The organism is Streptomyces rectiverticillatus (assembly GCF_013394065.1).
Lineage (GTDB): Bacteria > Actinomycetota > Actinomycetes > Streptomycetales > Streptomycetaceae > Streptomyces > Streptomyces rectiverticillatus.
Window position 1 is genome coordinate 3,098,411 of the sequence record NZ_CP040752.1, and the last position, 16,798, is coordinate 3,115,208.

The following is a 16,798-nucleotide window of genomic DNA, read 5'->3' on the forward strand; positions in this document are numbered from 1 at the left end:
TGAGAATCGCCCCATGAGCGAGGACGCGCCCCGGCCCCTGCCCGACGGCGGACGGCCGCACTCCCCCGTACTGCGCCGGATGGCGGGCCGCGGGCGCGACGAGGAGCACCGGGCGGCCACGCCCCTGGAGCTCTTCTTCGACCTGTGCTTCGTCGTGGCGGTGGCCGTCGCGGGGCGGGAGCTCGTCCACGCGCTGGCCGAGGGGCACGCGGCGCACGGTGTGCTCGGCTACCTGATGATGTTCTTCACCATCTGGTGGGCGTGGATGAACTTCACCTGGTTCGCCTCCGCGTACGACACGGACGACGTCCTGTACCGGGTGGTGACGCTGGTCCAGATCGCCGGGGTGCTGATCCTGTCGGCGGGCATCCCGCGCGCGTTCGACGACAGCAACTTCTCGGTGGTGTGGTTCGGCTACCTGGTGATGCGGCTCGCGCTGGTCTCGCAGTGGCTGCGGGCCGCGTTCTCCACGACGGGCGCGGAGCGGCGGACGGCGCTGAAGTACGCGGCCGGGGTGTGCGCGTGCCAGGTGGGCTGGCTGGGGTTGCTGTTCCTGCCGGACCGCGCCAGGCCGTGGGTGTTCCTGGTGATGGCCCTCCTGGAGATGGCGGTCCCGACCATCGCCGAGATGACGCGGGAGACGGCCTGGCACCCGCACCACATCGCCGAGCGGTACGGGCTGTTCACCATCATCGTGCTGGGCGAGACGGTCTCGGCGGCCACGGTCGCCGTGCAGTCGGCGCTGGAGGAGAGCGAGGCGCTGGACGAGCTGCTGCCGATGGCGGCGGGCGGCCTGCTGCTGATCTTCGCCGCGTTCTGGATCTACTTCGCCGTCCCCATCCATCTGCACCTGGCCTCCAACCGGCAGGCGTTCCTGTGGGGCTACGGGCACTACCTCGTCTTCGGGTCGGCGGCCGCGATCGGTGCGGGCATCGAGGTGGCCGTCGAACAGGCCGTAGGCAAGGCGCACATCTCCACGTTCGCGGCGTCGAGCGCGGTGACGATCCCCGGGGCGATGTTCATGTTCTCGGTCTGGCTGGTCCACTCCCGTCACTACAAGCGGGGCCCGGCCCAGCAGTTGGTGCTCCCGGTGTCCGCGCTGGCCGTCCTGGCCTGCACGTTCGCGGGCGGCAACGCGGTACTGCTGGCGGGGCTGGTGGCGTCGGCGACGGTGGTGACGGGAGTCTGGTTGTCCACAAGGAACCCGCCGCTCGCCCAGGCGTGATACGCATGGCTGTATGACGAACGCACCCGCCCCCGGAGCCATGGACGCGCTCACCGACGTCCCCGGCATCCGCGTGGGACACGCGAACCGTACCGGCGCCGGAGCGCTCACCGGCACCACTGTCATCCTTACCGCGGAGGGCGGCGCCGTGGCCGCCGTGGACGTCCGCGGCGGCGGCCCCGGCACCCGCGAGACGGACGCCCTCGACCCGCGCAACCTCGTCCAGCGCGTGGAGGCCGTCGTCCTCACCGGCGGCAGCGCCTTCGGGCTCGACGCCGCGTCGGGCGTGATGGCCTGGCTGGAGGACTCCGGCCGCGGCTTCCGGGTCGGCCCCGACCCCGCGCAGGTCGTCCCGGTCGTCCCCGCCGCCGCCCTCTTCGACCTCGGCCGCGGCGGCGACTGGCGGGCCCGTCCCGACGCCGCGCTGGGCCGGGAGGCCGCCGAGGCCGCCGCCCGCGAGGACGTGGGGGCGCCCGTCGTGCAGGGCAACGTCGGCGCGGGCACGGGCGCGGTGGCCGGCGGGCTCAAGGGGGGCGTGGGCACGGCGAGCGCCGTGCTGCCTTCGGGGACGACGGTCGCGGCGCTGGCGGTCGTCAACGCCGCGGGCTCGGTGGCCGATCCGGCGACGGGCCTCCTGTACGGGCGGCTGTACGAGGGCGTCGTGGAGGTTCCGGAGAGGGAGCGGCACGAGGCCGCGCAGAGACGGCTGGCCGAGGCCCGGGAGGAGTCCGCGAAGCGCTCGGCGGCATCCGTCCGGCCGCCGCTCAACACCACCCTCGTGGTCGTCGCCACCGACGCCGCGCTCACGCGCGCGCAGGCGCAGAAGCTCGCAGGCACGGCGCACGACGGCCTGGCACGCGCCATCCGCCCGGTGCACCTGCTCAACGACGGCGACACGGTGTTCGCCCTGGCCACGGGCGACCGCCCCCTGGTGGCCGAGGACGCCTTCGGGGACGCGGCGGTCCTGCTGGCGGCCGGCGCGGTCAACGAGATCCTGGCGGCGGGCGCGGACGTCGTAACGCGCGCGGTGGCGAAGGGGGCACTAGCGGCGGAATCGGTGGACGGCCCGGGCGGGGTGTTCCCTTCGTACGGGGACCTGTACGACTGAACGCGCCCCGATAAGGGGCGCGGGGACCGCGGCAACACGCCCCGATAGGGGGCGCGGGGAACTGCGCGACCAGCCACGTACAACCCGCACCCGACAGACCACGCACACCCGTCCACACATCCCCGGCGGAACCGCCGGCCACCGCCGGGGACCGCCTCAAACCCCGGCCGCACCCAGCAGCGACCCGGCCCCGTACGTGACCGCCATCGCCAGCGCACCCCCACCCGCATTGCGCAGCATCGCGCGCCCGATCGGCGCGTCGCCCATCCGCGCGCTCCCCCACCCGCACAGCACGAGCGCGGCGAGCACCGCCACGACGGTGACGGCCAGCCGTACGTGCGGGGGCGGCAGGACGATGGCGAGCAGCGGCAGCAGCGAACCGGCCGTGAAGGCGAGGAAGCTCGCCCCGGCGGCCTGCCAGGGGCTGGTGAGCTCGTCGGGGTCGATGCCGAGCTCGACCTCGGCGTGCGCGCGGAGCGCATCGTGCTCGGTGAGCTGCTCGGCGACCTCGCGGGCGAGGTCGCCGGTGAGCCCCTTGCCTTCCAGGAGCTCGGTGAGCTCGTCGAGTTCGGCCTGCGGGGCGGTGGCGAGCTCACGGCACTCCAGGGCGAGGGCGGCCCGCTCGGAGTCGCGCTGGGTGCTCACCGAGACGTACTCGCCGGCCGCCATGGACATGGACCCGGCCAGCAGCCCGGCGAGCCCGGCCGTCAGCAGCGTGCCGCGCGCGTCGGTGGCGCCGGCGACGCCGACGACGAGGCCGGCCGTGGAGACGACCCCGTCGTTGGCGCCGAGGACGGCGGCCCGCAGCCGGTTGAGGCGGTTGCCGAGGGCGCCCTCGTGCGGCTCGTGGTGGGTGGCGGGATCGGCAGGGTCGGCGGGGTTGGTGGGGCCGGTGCGACCGGTGGGGGGCGGCTCATCGCTCACGAGGCGAGGTTCCCACCGATGTTCCCACCGATCCCGGTGGACACCCGGGCAGGCACACCCGGATCTTCGACTGTCCGTGCGGCCGCTTCTCCCAGTCGTCCATGAAGCGCGCCTGCAGCCCGTGCTTCTCGGCGAGGGCGACGAGGGTGCCGGTGCGGTAGTAGAAGTCCTCGCGGAGCACCTGGTGTTCGGCACCCTCCGTACGGTCGAACGTGAAGTCGAAGAAGCCGCCGGGGGCGAGAATCCGGCCGACGTGGGCCAGGCACTCCTCGATCACCTCGATGGGCGAGTGCGAGAACACGCTGTGGGCGTGGACGACGTCGAAGTGCGCGTCGGGGAGGAAGTCGAGGGTGAGGTTCTGCGTGATGGTGAGGTGCGGCAGCTTCTCCTGGAGCCCGTAGTCGGTCAGGGTCCGCTTGGCGGAGATGAGGATGTCGGGCGAGATGTCGATGCCGTAGTAGTTGCCGGTGTCGAGGTAGCCGATGAAGAGCCGGCCCGCCCGGAGGTTGCCGCAGCCGATGTCGAGCATGCGGTGGCGCGGGGCGAGGCCGTGCTCCTTGAGGTAGTCGAACTGCATCTCGCCGAGGGCGAGCCAGCGGTCGTGGCTCTTGCTGCCGACCGCGGCGTCGGGGCTGCGGGCGGTGTCGGAGGCCATCACCGCGCGGTAGTAGTCGACGTGGCCGGGGTGCTTGAGGCGGAGCCAGCCGTCGCGGGCGGTGCGCTTGAGGAAGGGGGCGATGCGGGCGGGGTGGGTCGCCGCGTAACGGACCTTGTGGGAGAGGTTGCTGCGGTTCTTGAGCAGTGCGGCTGCTTTGCGCGAGGACACGGGCGGGACCTCCGTGATCAAGAGAGGCGGCGGGTTACGGCGGCGTCCTCCTTTTACTAACGCGTTAGTGAAACGATGCGGAGCGCTCCTGGGGGCGTCAAATCCTGATGCTGCACCGGTCGGGGGATGACGGAGGGCCACGAAGGCCTACGAGGGGAGCGCCGTGGCCCGCGTGACGGCCCGCACGGCGCGCCGGAGGGCGTCGGCGCGAGCACGGATCTCGGCAGGGTCGGGACGGCAATCGGCGTAAGGAGAAGGAAGCCCGCGACAGTCACGACAGAGCCCGCCGGGAAGCGCTTCGGGGCGACCGGCGACGTGGCAAATGGTGCATTCGAGCATGCGAAGGGGACGCCGGAAGGGTGACTCCGCCCCCGACCCAGGTTCCGGCCCCGGCCCCGGCTCCGGCCCTCGCTCGGGCGGCATCTTGTCAGTGAGCCGCCGCCGGGCGAGGGCCCCGGCACTGTGCACTTCGGGCGGCAGCCCGGCGGTGAGGGCCCGCACGACCTCCTCCTCACCGGCGCCGAGATCCAGCCATTGTGCGGCGAGCGCTTCGAGGGCCTGGCACTCGGCGGCGGAGAGGGTCATACGGGGGTCGACGCGGCCGACGGAGGCGAGGAGGCGGTAGGCGCGGGAGCGCCGGGGGCCGGGCGGACGCGTCGGACGAGGCGCGGACTGCTCGTCGACGACCTGCGGCGGCACGCCTCCGGTCAGCAGGGATTCCCACCACGCGTCGTCCCTGGCGGTACGGGAGAAATAGGTCCGGGTGACCCAGTGCCAGCTACCGCCGTCACCCTTGATCCGCTCGGTCACCCGCCGCAGATGCCCGGCTTCCGACAGCCGCCGCAGGGCGGTACGGCAGGCGGCCTGCCCGTAGTCGGCGAGGTGGGCGGCCAGGGTCTTCGCATCCATGGCAGCCCCGTCGGGAAGCCGGTCGATGAAGGCGGCAACGGATGCCTCCCGCGGCCGTAAGTGGGCGAAGTCGCCATGGCGGCGGGGGGCTTGATCGGGTGCGGTCCGCTTGCCGTAACCGGCGGCGGCGGAGGGATGTGGGTGCGGGAAGCGCTGGGCAGCGCTAGAGTCGGCGTCAGCCATCGGATCGGTTCCTCTGACTTGTCGATCTTGGTGGTCAAACCCCGGCAGGCGTTCCAGCGCCTGACCGGGGTTGCTTGTTGCTGCGAACGCTAGGGCGCAACGACAGGATGTCGCAACCCGATCACGAAAAGTGAACGCGCCGTGGTATAGGCGCGATTGGGAGGGCGGGTGGGTTGAACCCACCACCCATTCCACAGAAAAAGCGCTCGGATTCCGACCCCCGAAGCCCGGAGCTCAAGCCCGCTGGGATGTGCGATTCGGCGCCCTGGCGTGTTTCTCGATCGGCTCGCTACCTTCCGAAACCGCGTCGGTACCGGACCGACCGGACGAAAGAGGTGTCCCCATGGCTCGCAGGCTCTGGATGATCGGCACGAACTCCGGGAACAACGGCTGCCCCACCCTGTACGAAGACCTCGACAGCAAGGAAATCCTCGTGCAGGGCGACAACCTCACGGACCCCGACGACATCGCACAACTCAAGAACGTCAAGGAAGGGGAGGGCTTCGTTATCGTGCCCCGAGAACTGCTCGCGACCTTCGGCCCCAAGGAGGTGGAGCACGTGCCCGTGCTCATCAGTTTCGACGACTTCGACGGGATGTTCGAGACATTCGAGCACACCGCATGGCGTCTGGAGACCCGGCGTGCCTACCAGTCCGATGAGGATACGGAGACCTATCGGCGGTTCGCGGCAGGCCTGGACGCCGGGTACGACCTCGACGACCCTTGGTGCGTCTCCCGCCGCGAACAGACCGCTCTGGGCAAGCGATTTGAGCGCGTAAGGGTCGTCGACAATCCGCCTACGCCGGGGCAGCTCTATCTCCTCGACGGGGCCCGGAGGAACTCCTCCGTCGGGGAGGAAATCCGCAACCTGTGGCGCAACGACGCCGACCGGCTGGAGCTCCCTGCCGAGGATTTCTGGCTCTTCGACTCACGCGTGGTCGCCCTACTGCACTTCGACACAGCCGACCACATCACCGGTGTCGAGCTGATCACCGACCCGGTCAAAGTCGTGCGCTACTGCCAGGTCCGGGACGCGGCCTGGCATCACGCAATCCCCCATGAAGAGTTCTCGGCCCGGGTAACTTCCGCTGGGTGACGACTGATTTCCAGCAAGGCCGCATCGCCCTCGGTGCGCGGCTGCGCGAACTGCGCACCGAGTCCGGGCTCACCGTCCGGCAGTTGGCGGCGCGATGCGGATGGCCGCACTCCAAGATCTCGAAGTTGGAGAACGGCAAACAGACCGTCACCCCGGAGGATCTGGGGGCGTGGGCCAGGGAAACCGGCCGTCCCGATGCCGGGGAGGAGCTGAAGGCCCGGCTGCGCGGTCTGGAAACCAGCCAGCGGAGCTGGAGACGTCAGCTCGCCGCCGGCCACCGGCCGGTTCAGGAGGCCCTGGCCGTCGAGTACGAGCGCTCGACGGTCCTACGCGCGTGGGAAGCGGCAATGATCGTGGGCGTGCTCCAGACCGCGGAGTACGCCCGTCACATCTTCGCGGCCTACACCGAACTGCATCAGTCGGTCCGGGACGTGGACGAGGCCGTGGGCGCCCGCATGAAGCGGCAGGACACGCTGTACGCGCGCGGGAAGCAGTACGACATCGTCATGGGCGAAGCTGCCCTCCACACTCTCGTGTGCCCACCGCAGGTTCTCGCAGGGCAACTCGATCGCCTCATGGGGATGGCGACCGGTCTGGACACCGTCTCCCTCGGCATCGTGCCTTTCAGCGCGCGGCTGGGACTGCCGCCGGCCAACGGATTCTGGCTCTACGACCAGCGCCTTGTCATCGTGGAGGACTGGCACGCGGAGCTGTGGATGGACGACGCGGAGTCCGTGGCCCTGTACACGCGTGTGTGGGAGACCTTGAAGCGGAGCGCTGTCTACGGCCGCCAGGCCCAACGGTTGATTGCTCGCGCGCGGGCGTCTCTCGACCTCGCGTAGGCAACCTCGGGAAACACGTAGCGGCCTGCGCGAAACATCGAGAAACACGGCGCGACACGCGAAACATTCGCTCTTACGGTCCTGCACATGACCGCGTGCAGGCAGTGCCTCAGGCTCGCGCTCTCCCGTGCAACCGCCATCCGGGAAGGGCGTTGGAGGGACGTCGCTGCGCTCGCGCAAGCGACGACACAACACCAGCAAATCCACACCGATCACCCGGAGGGAAGCGCCATGAGGCGACGGACAAGCACCGTCCCATCCGTGCAGGACAGCGGAGGTCACGGAAAACCCCAGGACGAAGGCGACGGGCACCCCGGGCAGCCGTGGACGCCGGCCGACGAGCCGACCCCGGACGGGTCGGCCCCTCCGGGTGGCGGGACGCACGGGAAGTGACCCGGCCGATCGACGGACAGACCGTGGACACCGACCGGGGCGCCGACCGGGAAGCGCTCCGCCGGGCGCTCGTCGGCTCCGGCTCCCTCCGGCCCGAGTGGCTCGCCGCCTTCGACGCCGTGCGCCGGGACGCCTTCCTGCCGGATGTCATGTGGCCGCACGACATGGACACGGGCCGGAGCCGCACCGTCGACAGGACACGGGATCCGCACGCGTGGCAGAAGTACGCCGATTCCAACTGCCCCATCGTCACGCAGTGGGACGACGGGGCCCACCGCGGGACCGAGCCCGGGAGGTCGTTCAGCTCGTCGTCGTCCATGCCGGGCCTGGTCTTCTCGATGCTCGCGGACCTGGACGTCGGGGAAGGGCACCGGGTGCTGGAGATCGGTACGGGCACGGGATGGAACGCGGGGCTGCTCGCCCACCGGGTGGGCCCGGCCGGGAGCGTCGTCACCGTGGACGTGGACGGTGCCGTGGCCTCGGCGGGCCGGGAGGCGCTGCGGCGTGCCGGGCTTGCCGCCCGTGTCCTCCACCGTGACGGCTTCCTGGGCTTCCCCGAGCGCGCCCCGTACGACCGGGTCATCGCCACGTGCGGCCTGCGGACCATCCCGTTCGCGTGGGTCGAACAGGCCGCCCCGGGCGGAGTGATCCTCGTGCCCTGGGGCACGTACTACGGGCCGGAGGAGGCCACGGCGCGGCTGGTCGTCGCCGAGGACGGCCGGAGCGCGTCCGGGCCCTTCACGCAGGCGGTGGGCTTCATGCGGATGCGCGCGCAGAGACTGGTGCGGCGGCAGCATGCGGCGTACGTGCCACCGCGCGCCATGGACCGGGCCGACACCTCGTTCACGACCCTGCAGGCCGAGGACGTGGCCGGGTTCGTCATGGGCCTGCTCGTACGTGATGCCACGCACGTCGCCGACCGCGAACGGGACGGCCGGCGTGCCGTCTGGCTCTACGGGCTCTCGGACACGTCATGGGCCGTGGCCGTCTTCCGCGAGGGCTGCGAGGAGGCCAAGGTCCACCAGGCCGGGCCCCGCCGGCTCTGGGATGAAGTGGAGGCCGCGCACGAGTGGTGGAGGGCCGAAGGGCGCCCGGGGTTCGGGCGCTTCGGACTGACCGTCGTGGAGGGAGGACGTACCGCCATCTGGCTGGACGAGCCGGACCGCGTCCTGTGAGGGGGCGGAAATCCGCCGGGTCGCGGCGTCGTCGTGGCCGAGCGTCCGGCTGCCGGACCGTGGGTGGTGTCAGACCGGAATGACGCCGCTGATGGACGCGGCCGGGACGATATCCGCCCCCTCGCGCGCCATTACGCACACGCCCGCCGCAGAACAAAGCGCCGGGCGGGGCCGGATCTCTCCGGCCCCGCCCGGCGCTCCGGGGGCCGACCAGGTCAGGCGGTCGCCAGCTCCGGCTCGTCAGCCGGCGCCGCCTCGTCCGCCCGCAGCTCCGGCGCCGCCTCCGGCGCCTCCGTGGCCTTGTGCTTCGGGAGGAGGAACATCAGCCCGAACACCACCACCAGGCCGCCCACGACCCACCACAGCGCATGCGTGAACGCACCGCTGAAGATGTCGGCCATCGCCTCGTGCCGCGGGTCCGCCTTGTCCACGACGGAGAAGAACGCCACCGAGACCAGGCCCAGCCCGAGCGCGTTGCCCAGCTGCATCGTGGTGTTGATCAGGCCGGACGCGGAGCCCGCGTGCTCGCGCGGCACCTCGGAGAGGATCGCGTCCGTGATCGGGGAGACGATCAGGCCCATGCCCGCGCCCATCACGATCAGCGGCAGCGCCATCTGCCAGGAGGTGATGTCCGCGCCGTAGCGGTCGGCCTCCCAGATGTAGGTCAGCACGCCGGCGGCCATCACGACGGCGCCCGCCGAGAGGACGTTACGCCCGAAGCGGGGCACCAGCTTCTGCACGGACATACCGGCGGCCACCGAGACGGCGATCGAGAAGGGGATGCCGGTCAGGCCCGCCCGCAGCGCGGACCAGCCGAGGCCCAGCTGCATGTACATCGTCCAGACCATGAAGAAGATGCCCGTGGTCAGGCCGAAGACCAGCTGGACGCCGACGCCGCCCGCGAAGCTGCGGACCTTGAACAGTGACAGCTCGACCAGCGGCGATCCGTCCTTGCGGGTCTTGTGGCGCTCGTACGCGATGAAGCCGGCGAAGACGGGCAGGGCGGCGGCCATGGATATGAAGCCCCACAGCGGCCAGTCGTGCTCGCGGCCCTGGGTGAGCGGGTAGAGCACCATCAGCAGGCCGGCGCTGGCCAGGGCCACGCCCACGAGGTCGAGCTTGAGGGCCTTCGGGGCCTTGGACTCGGTGATGAAGCGGCGGCCGAGGAGCAGGCCGGCGATGCCGACCGGCAGGTTGATCAGGAAGATCGGGCGCCATTCGAGGCCGAAGAGGTTCCACTGGGTGAGCAGGGCGCCCAGCAGCGGGCCGGAGACCGCGCCGAGGCCGACGACCGCGCCGAACATGCCGAAGACCTTGCCGCGTTCGTGCGCGGGGAAGGTGACGTGGATGATCGACAGCACCTGCGGGACCATCAGGGCGCCCATGAGGCCCTGCAGGACGCGCGCCGCGACGAGCAGCTGCGGGTCGCTGACGATGCCGCAGAGCATCGAGGCGAGGGTGAAGCCGCCCATGCCCAGCAGGAAGACCTTCTTGCGACCGTAGATGTCACCCAGCCGGCCGCCGGTGATCAGGCCGATGGCGAAGGCCAGCGCGTAGCCCTCGCTGAGCCACTGCAGGACGCTGAACGAGGCGTCGATGTCGCGCCTGATGCTGGGCATCGCGATGTTGACGATCGTCACGTCGACCAGATCCATGAAGGAAGCGGTCATCACTACCGCGAGCGCCAGCCAGCGGCGGCGGTCGGTGGGCGGTGAATCGGTGGTCATGGATGGACCCGGCCTTTCGGTGGTGCGGATGAGGTGGGGGATGCGTTTTGACGTATGAGCCGACCGTAGAACGCATATAGGACAGCTTGTGTCCCACTTCGCTGCCACCCTGGTGTTATGACCGACACTCCGGCACGGCTCCTGAATCTGCTCTCCCTGCTCCAGACGCCGCGCGAGTGGCCCGGCAGCGAACTCGCCGAGCGGCTCGGGGTGACCACGCGCACCATCCGGCGCGACATCGAACGACTGCGGGACCTCGGCTACCCCGTGCAGGCGACCATGGGCGCCGTCGGCGGCTACCGGCTCGCGGCCGGCGCCGCCATGCCGCCGCTCGTCCTGGACGACGAGGAGGCGGTCGCGATCGCCGTCGGGCTGCGGGCGGGCGCCGGGCACGCCGTCGACGGCATCGAGGAGGCGTCTGTACGGGCCCTGGCCAAGCTGGAGCAGGTCCTGCCGTCCCGGCTGCGGCACCGGGTCTCGGCCCTGCAGGCTGCCACGGTGCCGATCACCTCGGGCGACGGCGCGACGGTCGACCCGCGGACGCTGACCGTCATGGCGGCGGCGGCCACCGGCCACGAGCGGCTGCGCTTCGCCTACCGCAAGGGGGACGGCACCGAGATGCAGCGGCTCGTCGAGCCGCACCGGCTGGTGAGCACCGGGCGCCGCTGGTACCTCGTCGCCTACGACATCGACCGCGCGGACTGGCGGACGTTCCGGGTGGACCGGGTCAGCGAGCCGTTCGCGACGGGCGCGCGCTTCACGCCGCGGGAGCTGCCGGCGGCGGACGCGGCCGAGTTCATGAACCGTTCGCTGAGCCGGATGCAGCCGACGGTGCGCGTCGTCGCGACGCTGCACGCCCCGGCGGAGTTCGTCGCGGCACGGCTCCCCCAGCACGTCGGCGCGCCGCAGCCGGTGGACGACCGCACGTGCCGTCTCGACCTGGAGCTCACCGACTCGGTGGAGTGGATCGCCTTCCGGCTGGCGCTGCTGGACTGCGACTTCACCGTCCACGAGCCGCAGGGGCTGGTGGAGCACCTGCGCGAGCTGGGGGCGAGGATCACCCGCGCCGCGTCCGGCTGAGCCGCACAAAGGAGACAGCGGAACAGCGGCACAAAGGAGGGCCCCGACGCAGGGGGGGTGGCGCCGGGGCCCGGTCTATGAGGTTATGCCCTATTAAGCCGCTACGTCACTACGGCGCACTACGCCGCCGCGTCGAAGCCCGTGTCGTGGGCCATCTTCTTGAGCTCCAGCAGGGCGTGCTTCTCGATCTGCCGGATCCGCTCACGGGTGAGGCCGTGCTGCTTGCCGACCTCGGTGAGCGTGCGCTCACGGCCGTCCTCGATGCCGTAGCGCGCCTTGATGATCGAGGCGGTCCGCTGGTCGAGGCGGCCGATCAGGTCCTCCAGCTCCTCGCTGCGCAACAGGGCGATCACCGACTGCTCGGGCGACACCGCGGAGGTGTCCTCCAGCAGATCGCCGAACTGGGTCTCGCCCTCGTCGTCGACGGACATGTTCAGGCTGACCGGGTCACGGGCCCAGTCCAGGACGTCGCCGACGCGCTCGGCGGAGGTGCCCAGCTCCTCGGCGATCTCGGAGTGCTCGGGGTCGCGCCCGTTCTCGCGGTTGAACTCGCGCTGGACGCGCCGGATCCGGCCGAGCTCCTCCACGAGGTGGACGGGCAGCCGGATCGTGCGGGACTGATCGGCAATGGAACGGGTGATCGCCTGGCGGATCCACCACGTCGCGTACGTGGAGAACTTGAAGCCCTTGGTGTAGTCGAACTTCTCCACCGCGCGCACCAGGCCCGCATTGCCCTCCTGGATCAGATCGAGGAGGGGGAGGCCGCTGCGGGGATAGCGCCGGGCGACGGCCACGACGAGGCGCAGGTTGGACTTGATGAAGACGTCCTTGGCCCGCGCACCCTCGGCCGCGATGACCTCGAGCTCCTCGCGCGAGGCGGCCTCGGCGCCCTTCCCGGCCTTGGCGCCCTTCCCGGCCTTGGCACCCTTCCCGGCCTCGGCACCCTTCCCGGCCTCGGCACCCTTCTTTTCGGCCTTGGCACCCTTCCCCGGCTCCTCGAGGCCGTCGAGGAGCTGCTGGGCGTAGACGCCCGCCTCGATGGTCTGGGAGAGCTCGACCTCCTTGGCGGCGTCGAGCAGGGGCGTACGTGCGATCTCGTCGAGGTACATCCCCACCAGGTCGCGGTCGGCGATCTCGCCGGAGGCGCGCGCACTGCTCGCCCCCTCAGCGCCCTTGTCGGCGGTCTGACGACGGGCGACGGCACGGGTTGCCATGCGTACTCCCTTGCGATGAGTCGGTCGCGGGACGGACGGGCTCGATAGGGCTTCCCTGTAAGGGCGGACCCTGTCACGGTTGCCCCGTCCGATGGAAAGAACGACTGGAATCCGGACAGAATTCCCACGGAACGTCTTATTTTTAGTGATCATGCAGTACCCTGTGCGGCCGCAGACCGGAATGCATGCCGAAGAGACCTACGGAAGCGCAGGTCAGACCACATGGGAAGGCGCCCCGGGAGCCTCATGGCCCCCTGTCGCCGCAGCCGGGTGAGACGGCCGTCACGTGGGCGCGACAGCCGGCGCCCCGGCCGGGAGCCGTCGCCCTTGACCGCGCTCCCACCCTCAAGGACGACGCGGACGGCCCCGTGGTTGCCACGCTCGCTTTGATCGAGTTGCCCGCACCCCCCGCACGGGTGTGCGCTGGTGGGACGAGATGGGACGAGAGAGGAGCCCCGCGATGACGCACTCGATCATGCCCGGGCGCCACCACCGCGCCCACGAGGGCCCCGGCCCGGTGGCCCGCGGCACTCACCTTCCCGCCGGGCGGGCACGCCGGTCCACCTGGGCCGTACCCGTCGTCGGCGGGATCGCGCTCGGCCTGTTCGCCATCTTCCTGGCGGGCAACAACGGCTACACCGCGGGCCCCGCCGTCCTCATCGGCGTGGTCGCCGGCCTGATCGCCATGGCGGCGGGCTACGCCCTGCTCCGCGAGCGCAACACGATGATCACCGAGGTCCGCGCGGCGGCCTTCGGGGCGCTCTTCGGCGGCAGCATGGGATTCCTGCACAGCCTCAGCGGCGGTACGGTGATCCGCTCCTCGGGCATCGGAGTGCTGACGGGGATCGCCATGGGGATCGCCTCGTACTACGTCTTCTACTGGCACGAACACCGGGCGGACATGTGACGGGGCCCAGCGACGTAGGACCTCAGACGGTTCCGTGTATCTGACAACCGGCCCTAGCGTGAGGGCCGATGCCACTATCCGAACTGCACCGAGCGCTTCGCCAGTCCCATCCAGAATCCGTCGATGACGCTGCGCTGAGCGTCGAGCTCGTCCTCGGCGGCACCGAGGGTGACGAAGAGGGGTGCGAAGTGCTCGGTCCGCGGGTGGGCGAGGTGCCCTGCGGGCGCCTTGCGCTCGAAGTCCAGGAGCGCGTCGACGTCCCGGGCGTCCAGCGCCTCGCGGCCCCACGCGTCGAACTCCGCCGACCAGGCGGGCGGCCCGGATCCCGCGTGCCGCAGCGCGGCCAGGTTGTGGGTGAAGAAGCCGCTGCCGACGATCAGCACGCCCTCGTCGCGCAGGGGCGCGAGCTTGCGCCCGATCTCCATCAGCCGGCGCGGTTCGAGGGTGGGCAGGGATATCTGCAGGACCGGCACGTCGGCCCCGGGGTACATCTCGACCAGCGGCACGTAGGCGCCGTGGTCCAGGCCCCGGTCCGGGACGTCCTGGACGGGTGTGCCGGCGCCGCGCAGCGTCTTGCGCACGCGCTCGGCCAGCCCGGGGGCGCCCGGGGCGGCGTAGCGGACCCGGTAGTAGTGCTCGGGGAAGCCCCAGAAGTCGTAGACGAGCGGCACGGTCTCGGTGGCGCCGAGGGCGAGCGGCGCCTCCTCCCAGTGCGCGGAGACCACGAGGATCGCGCTGGGCCGGGGCAGCTCCGCGCCCCAGGCGGCGAGCTGGGCGGTCCACAGCTCGTCGTCGGCGAGAGGCGGGGCGCCGTGGGAGAGGTAGAGCGCGGGCATGCGCGCGCCGGTACGGGTGTCGGTGGCCGGCATGGACCCTCCTGGTCGGGGCAGTACTTGAAGGAGTACTTGAACTCTCAAGCTCTTGGGTATGAGCTTAACTCGGCCTTATTTAAACTTCAAGGATCCAGAGCGCGACCGAGAGCGCGACAGCAGCGACAGGAAGCCGGTGGGTGAAACAGTGGATGTCATGACCAAACGACCCGAAGAGGACACCGCTCGTACGGAGCGGAACGCCTCCGTCACCGCGGCGGAGCCGCGCTGGCTCACCGACGCCGAACAGGACGTCTGGCGGGCGTTCCTGCACGCCACCACCCTGCTGGAGGACCACCTCGACCGGCAGCTCCAGCGCGACGCGGGCATGCCGCACGTCTACTACGGGCTGCTCGTCTCGCTCTCCGAGGCACCCCGCCGCCGGATGCGGATGACCGAGCTGGCCCAGCAGGCCAAGATCACCCGGTCCCGGCTCTCGCACGCCGTCGCGCGGCTGGAGAAGAACGGCTGGGTGCGCCGCGAGGACTGTCCCTCCGACAAGCGCGGCCAGCTGGCCGTCCTCACGGACGAGGGCTTCGCGATGCTGAAGAGGTCCGCCCCGGGCCACGTCGCCGCCGTCCGCGCGGCGCTCTTCGACCGGCTCTCCCCCGAACAGGTCGTCCAGCTCGGCGCCATGTGCCGGACGATCGCGGAGGGGCTGCAGCCGGCGGGGGCGGACCTGCCCTGGCTGCGCTGAAAGCCGCTGCGTAGAGCTGCGTATGCGTGAAGGCCCCCGCCCGAACGGCGAGGGCCTTCACGCATACCGGCCACAGAGGCAAGGCGCTGGCGGCTAGTGCGCCATGACCGGGACGGAGTTCTCCGCGCCCTCGCCGTCGCCCGAAGCGGCGACCGCGCCGCCCTGGTGACCGGCGTTGACGAAGGCGACCGCGACCAGCGCGGACAGCACCAGGATGCCGACGGCCCACCACACGGCGGTGGAGTAGCCGTGCACCATCGACTGGAAGGTGAGCAGCTTCGGGTCGGACCCGGCGCCCGCGTGCGACTTGAAGTAGTCGGTGGTGGCGCTGGCGGCGATGGTGTTCAGCAGAGCGGTGCCGATGGCGCCGCCGACCTGCTGCGAGGTGTTGACCATCGCCGAGGCGACACCGGCGTCACGGGCCTGCACCCCGTACGTGGACAGGCTCATCGCCGGCATGAAGGCCGTACCCATACCGAGGCCCATCAGCATCAGACCGGGCAGGACCACCGCCGCGTAGGAGGTGTCCAGGTCGATCTGGGTGAGCAGGACCATGCCGACGGCCGCGAGCAGGAAGCCCGGGCCCATCAGCCAGCGCGCCGGGACGCGGGTCATCAGGCGGGCGCCGATCTGCGTGGAACCGGCGATCATCGTGGCGATCATCGGCAGGAACGCGAGACCGGTCTTGACCGGCGAGTAGCCGCGGACGATCTGCAGGTAGTAGGTCAGGAAGAGGAACAGGCCGAACATCGCGATGGCGGCCAGACCCAGCGAGATGTAGACGCCGGCGCGGTTGCGGTCGGTGAGCACGCGCAGCGGCAGCAGCGGGGCCTTGACCCTCTTCTCGACGAGCACGAAGGCGATCAGCAGGACCGCGGAGGCGGCGAAGAAGCCGAGGGTGCTGCCGGCCGTCCAGCCGTCGGACTCGGCGCGGGTGAAGCCGTAGACCAGCGAGACCAGGCCGAGGGTGGCCAGGATGACGCCGGGGACGTCCAGCTTCGAGGGGTTGCGGCCCTCGGCCGGCTCACGGATGACGGCGATCGCACCGGCCGCGGCGACGACGGCGAAGGGGATGTTCACGAAGAACGTCCAGCGCCAGTTGAGGTACTCGGTGAACAGGCCGCCGAGGATCAGGCCGACGCCACCACCGGCACCGGCGATGGCACCGAAGATGCCGAACGCCTTGGCGCGCTCCTTCGCCTCGGTGAAGAGGACGGCGAGCAGCGACAGGGCGGCCGGGGCGAGCAGCGCGCCGAAGACACCCTGCAGGGCGCGGGCGCCCAGCAGCATCCCCGTGTTGACCGCGGCGCCGCCGAGCGCCGATGCGGCGGCGAAGCCGATCAGGCCGATGACGAAGGCCCGCTTGCGGCCCCACAGGTCGGAGACGCGGCCACCGAAGAGCAGCAGACCGCCGAAGGCGAGCGCGTAGGCCGTGATGACCCACTGCCGGTTGCCGTCCGAGATGCCGAGGTCGGCCTGGGCGGAGGGCAGGGCGATGTTCACGATGGTCGCGTCGAGGACGACCATGAGCTGGGCCAGGGCGATGAATATGAGCGCTTTCCAGCGCTTCGGGTCGAGGGCGGTACTGGTGTCTGGCATGAGTGTGTCTACCTCGGCGCACGG

15 protein-coding genes are annotated in these 16,798 nt (G+C 71.0%); 8 read left to right on the top strand and 7 right to left on the bottom strand.

Going from position 1 to position 16,798, the window contains the following annotated elements; all coding sequences use genetic code 11:
* Window positions 1-13 precede the first annotated feature (13 nt).
* A complete protein-coding gene (locus FGW37_RS13260) occupies window positions 14-1,225 on the top strand; it encodes a low temperature requirement protein A (RefSeq protein WP_179081260.1) in 1,212 nt (403 codons plus the stop codon).
* Window positions 1,226-1,238: 13 nt separating this feature from the next.
* Entirely contained in the window at window positions 1,239-2,333 is a 1,095-nt protein-coding gene (locus FGW37_RS13265) for a P1 family peptidase (RefSeq protein ID WP_179081261.1), read from the top strand.
* Window positions 2,334-2,489: 156 nt separating this feature from the next.
* On the opposite strand, the gene FGW37_RS13270 is transcribed toward FGW37_RS13265, so the two are convergent.
* The 3 genes from FGW37_RS13270 to FGW37_RS13280 form a co-directional block, all read right to left on the bottom strand.
* Window positions 2,490-3,140, bottom strand: a complete 651-nt coding sequence (locus FGW37_RS13270; protein WP_246430781.1) for a VIT1/CCC1 transporter family protein — start codon at window positions 3,138-3,140, stop codon at window positions 2,490-2,492.
* A 106-nt stretch (window positions 3,141-3,246) separates the two neighbouring features.
* Window positions 3,247-4,083: a class I SAM-dependent methyltransferase gene (locus FGW37_RS13275; RefSeq protein ID WP_179081263.1), complete on the bottom strand. Its 837-nt coding sequence runs from the start codon at window positions 4,081-4,083 to the stop codon at window positions 3,247-3,249.
* A 147-nt stretch (window positions 4,084-4,230) separates the two neighbouring features.
* Window positions 4,231-4,992 (bottom strand): hypothetical protein, encoded by a 762-nt coding sequence (locus FGW37_RS13280; RefSeq protein ID WP_343067096.1) that lies wholly within the window; start codon window positions 4,990-4,992, stop codon window positions 4,231-4,233.
* Between the two features lie 526 nt (window positions 4,993-5,518).
* Between FGW37_RS13280 and FGW37_RS13285 the strand changes: the two genes are divergently transcribed.
* The 3 genes from FGW37_RS13285 to FGW37_RS13295 all read left to right on the top strand — a co-directional run bounded on the left by FGW37_RS13285 (window position 5,519) and on the right by FGW37_RS13295 (window position 8,681).
* On the top strand, window positions 5,519-6,271 hold the full coding sequence (locus FGW37_RS13285) for a DUF6879 family protein (protein ID WP_179081265.1): 753 nt from the start codon (window positions 5,519-5,521) through the stop codon (window positions 6,269-6,271).
* Complete coding sequence (locus FGW37_RS13290; RefSeq protein ID WP_179081266.1) at window positions 6,268-7,113, top strand: helix-turn-helix domain-containing protein; 846 nt, start codon at window positions 6,268-6,270, stop codon at window positions 7,111-7,113. Before FGW37_RS13285 ends, FGW37_RS13290 begins: the two co-directional genes overlap by 4 nt.
* A gap of 389 nt (window positions 7,114-7,502) precedes the next feature.
* Window positions 7,503-8,681: a methyltransferase domain-containing protein gene (locus FGW37_RS13295; RefSeq protein WP_246430379.1), complete on the top strand. Its 1,179-nt coding sequence runs from the start codon at window positions 7,503-7,505 to the stop codon at window positions 8,679-8,681.
* Window positions 8,682-8,896: 215 nt separating this feature from the next.
* On the opposite strand, the gene FGW37_RS13300 is transcribed toward FGW37_RS13295, so the two are convergent.
* On the bottom strand, window positions 8,897-10,408 hold the full coding sequence (locus tag FGW37_RS13300) for an MFS transporter (protein ID WP_179081267.1): 1,512 nt from the start codon (window positions 10,406-10,408) through the stop codon (window positions 8,897-8,899).
* Window positions 10,409-10,525: 117 nt separating this feature from the next.
* Here FGW37_RS13300 and FGW37_RS13305 point away from each other — a divergent pair, with 117 nt between their 5' ends.
* Window positions 10,526-11,488, top strand: a complete 963-nt coding sequence (locus tag FGW37_RS13305; protein ID WP_179081268.1) for a helix-turn-helix transcriptional regulator — start codon at window positions 10,526-10,528, stop codon at window positions 11,486-11,488.
* Window positions 11,489-11,607: 119 nt separating this feature from the next.
* Here the strand turns inward: FGW37_RS13305 and FGW37_RS13310 are convergent, their stop codons facing one another.
* Entirely contained in the window at window positions 11,608-12,702 is a 1,095-nt protein-coding gene (locus FGW37_RS13310) for a sigma-70 family RNA polymerase sigma factor (protein ID WP_179081269.1), read from the bottom strand.
* A 460-nt stretch (window positions 12,703-13,162) separates the two neighbouring features.
* Between FGW37_RS13310 and FGW37_RS13315 the strand changes: the two genes are divergently transcribed.
* Window positions 13,163-13,609 (top strand): hypothetical protein, encoded by a 447-nt coding sequence (locus FGW37_RS13315; protein ID WP_179081270.1) that lies wholly within the window; start codon window positions 13,163-13,165, stop codon window positions 13,607-13,609.
* Window positions 13,610-13,683: 74 nt separating this feature from the next.
* Here FGW37_RS13315 and FGW37_RS13320 read toward each other — a convergent pair whose 3' ends face one another.
* On the bottom strand, window positions 13,684-14,478 hold the full coding sequence (locus FGW37_RS13320; RefSeq protein WP_179081271.1) for a dioxygenase family protein: 795 nt from the start codon (window positions 14,476-14,478) through the stop codon (window positions 13,684-13,686).
* A 157-nt stretch (window positions 14,479-14,635) separates the two neighbouring features.
* Here FGW37_RS13320 and FGW37_RS13325 point away from each other — a divergent pair, with 157 nt between their 5' ends.
* Window positions 14,636-15,175, top strand: a complete 540-nt coding sequence (locus tag FGW37_RS13325) for a MarR family winged helix-turn-helix transcriptional regulator (protein ID WP_179081272.1) — start codon at window positions 14,636-14,638, stop codon at window positions 15,173-15,175.
* Window positions 15,176-15,268: 93 nt separating this feature from the next.
* Here FGW37_RS13325 and FGW37_RS13330 read toward each other — a convergent pair whose 3' ends face one another.
* The gene (locus FGW37_RS13330) at window positions 15,269-16,774 is read right to left on the bottom strand and encodes an MFS transporter (protein ID WP_179081273.1); all 1,506 of its coding nucleotides are present in this window, start codon (window positions 16,772-16,774) and stop codon (window positions 15,269-15,271) included.
* Window positions 16,775-16,798 lie beyond the last annotated feature (24 nt).

Excerpts from the sequence above, each read along its gene's own strand:
- FGW37_RS13325 (WP_179081272.1), top strand. The coding sequence starts at position 14,636 with ATGACCAAACGACCCGAAGAGGACACCGCTCGTACGGAGCGGAACGCC.
- FGW37_RS13330 (WP_179081273.1), bottom strand. The coding sequence starts at position 16,774 with ATGCCAGACACCAGTACCGCCCTCGACCCGAAGCGCTGGAAAGCGCTC.
- FGW37_RS13320 (WP_179081271.1), bottom strand. The coding sequence starts at position 14,478 with ATGCCGGCCACCGACACCCGTACCGGCGCGCGCATGCCCGCGCTCTAC.
- FGW37_RS13315 (WP_179081270.1), top strand. The coding sequence starts at position 13,163 with ATGACGCACTCGATCATGCCCGGGCGCCACCACCGCGCCCACGAGGGC.
- FGW37_RS13265 (WP_179081261.1), top strand. The coding sequence starts at position 1,239 with ATGACGAACGCACCCGCCCCCGGAGCCATGGACGCGCTCACCGACGTC.
- FGW37_RS13280 (WP_343067096.1), bottom strand. The coding sequence starts at position 4,992 with ATGGATGCGAAGACCCTGGCCGCCCACCTCGCCGACTACGGGCAGGCC.
- FGW37_RS13310 (WP_179081269.1), bottom strand. The coding sequence starts at position 12,702 with ATGGCAACCCGTGCCGTCGCCCGTCGTCAGACCGCCGACAAGGGCGCT.
- FGW37_RS13285 (WP_179081265.1), top strand. The coding sequence starts at position 5,519 with ATGGCTCGCAGGCTCTGGATGATCGGCACGAACTCCGGGAACAACGGC.
- FGW37_RS13300 (WP_179081267.1), bottom strand. The coding sequence starts at position 10,408 with ATGACCACCGATTCACCGCCCACCGACCGCCGCCGCTGGCTGGCGCTC.
- FGW37_RS13260 (WP_179081260.1), top strand. The coding sequence starts at position 14 with ATGAGCGAGGACGCGCCCCGGCCCCTGCCCGACGGCGGACGGCCGCAC.
- FGW37_RS13305 (WP_179081268.1), top strand. The coding sequence starts at position 10,526 with ATGACCGACACTCCGGCACGGCTCCTGAATCTGCTCTCCCTGCTCCAG.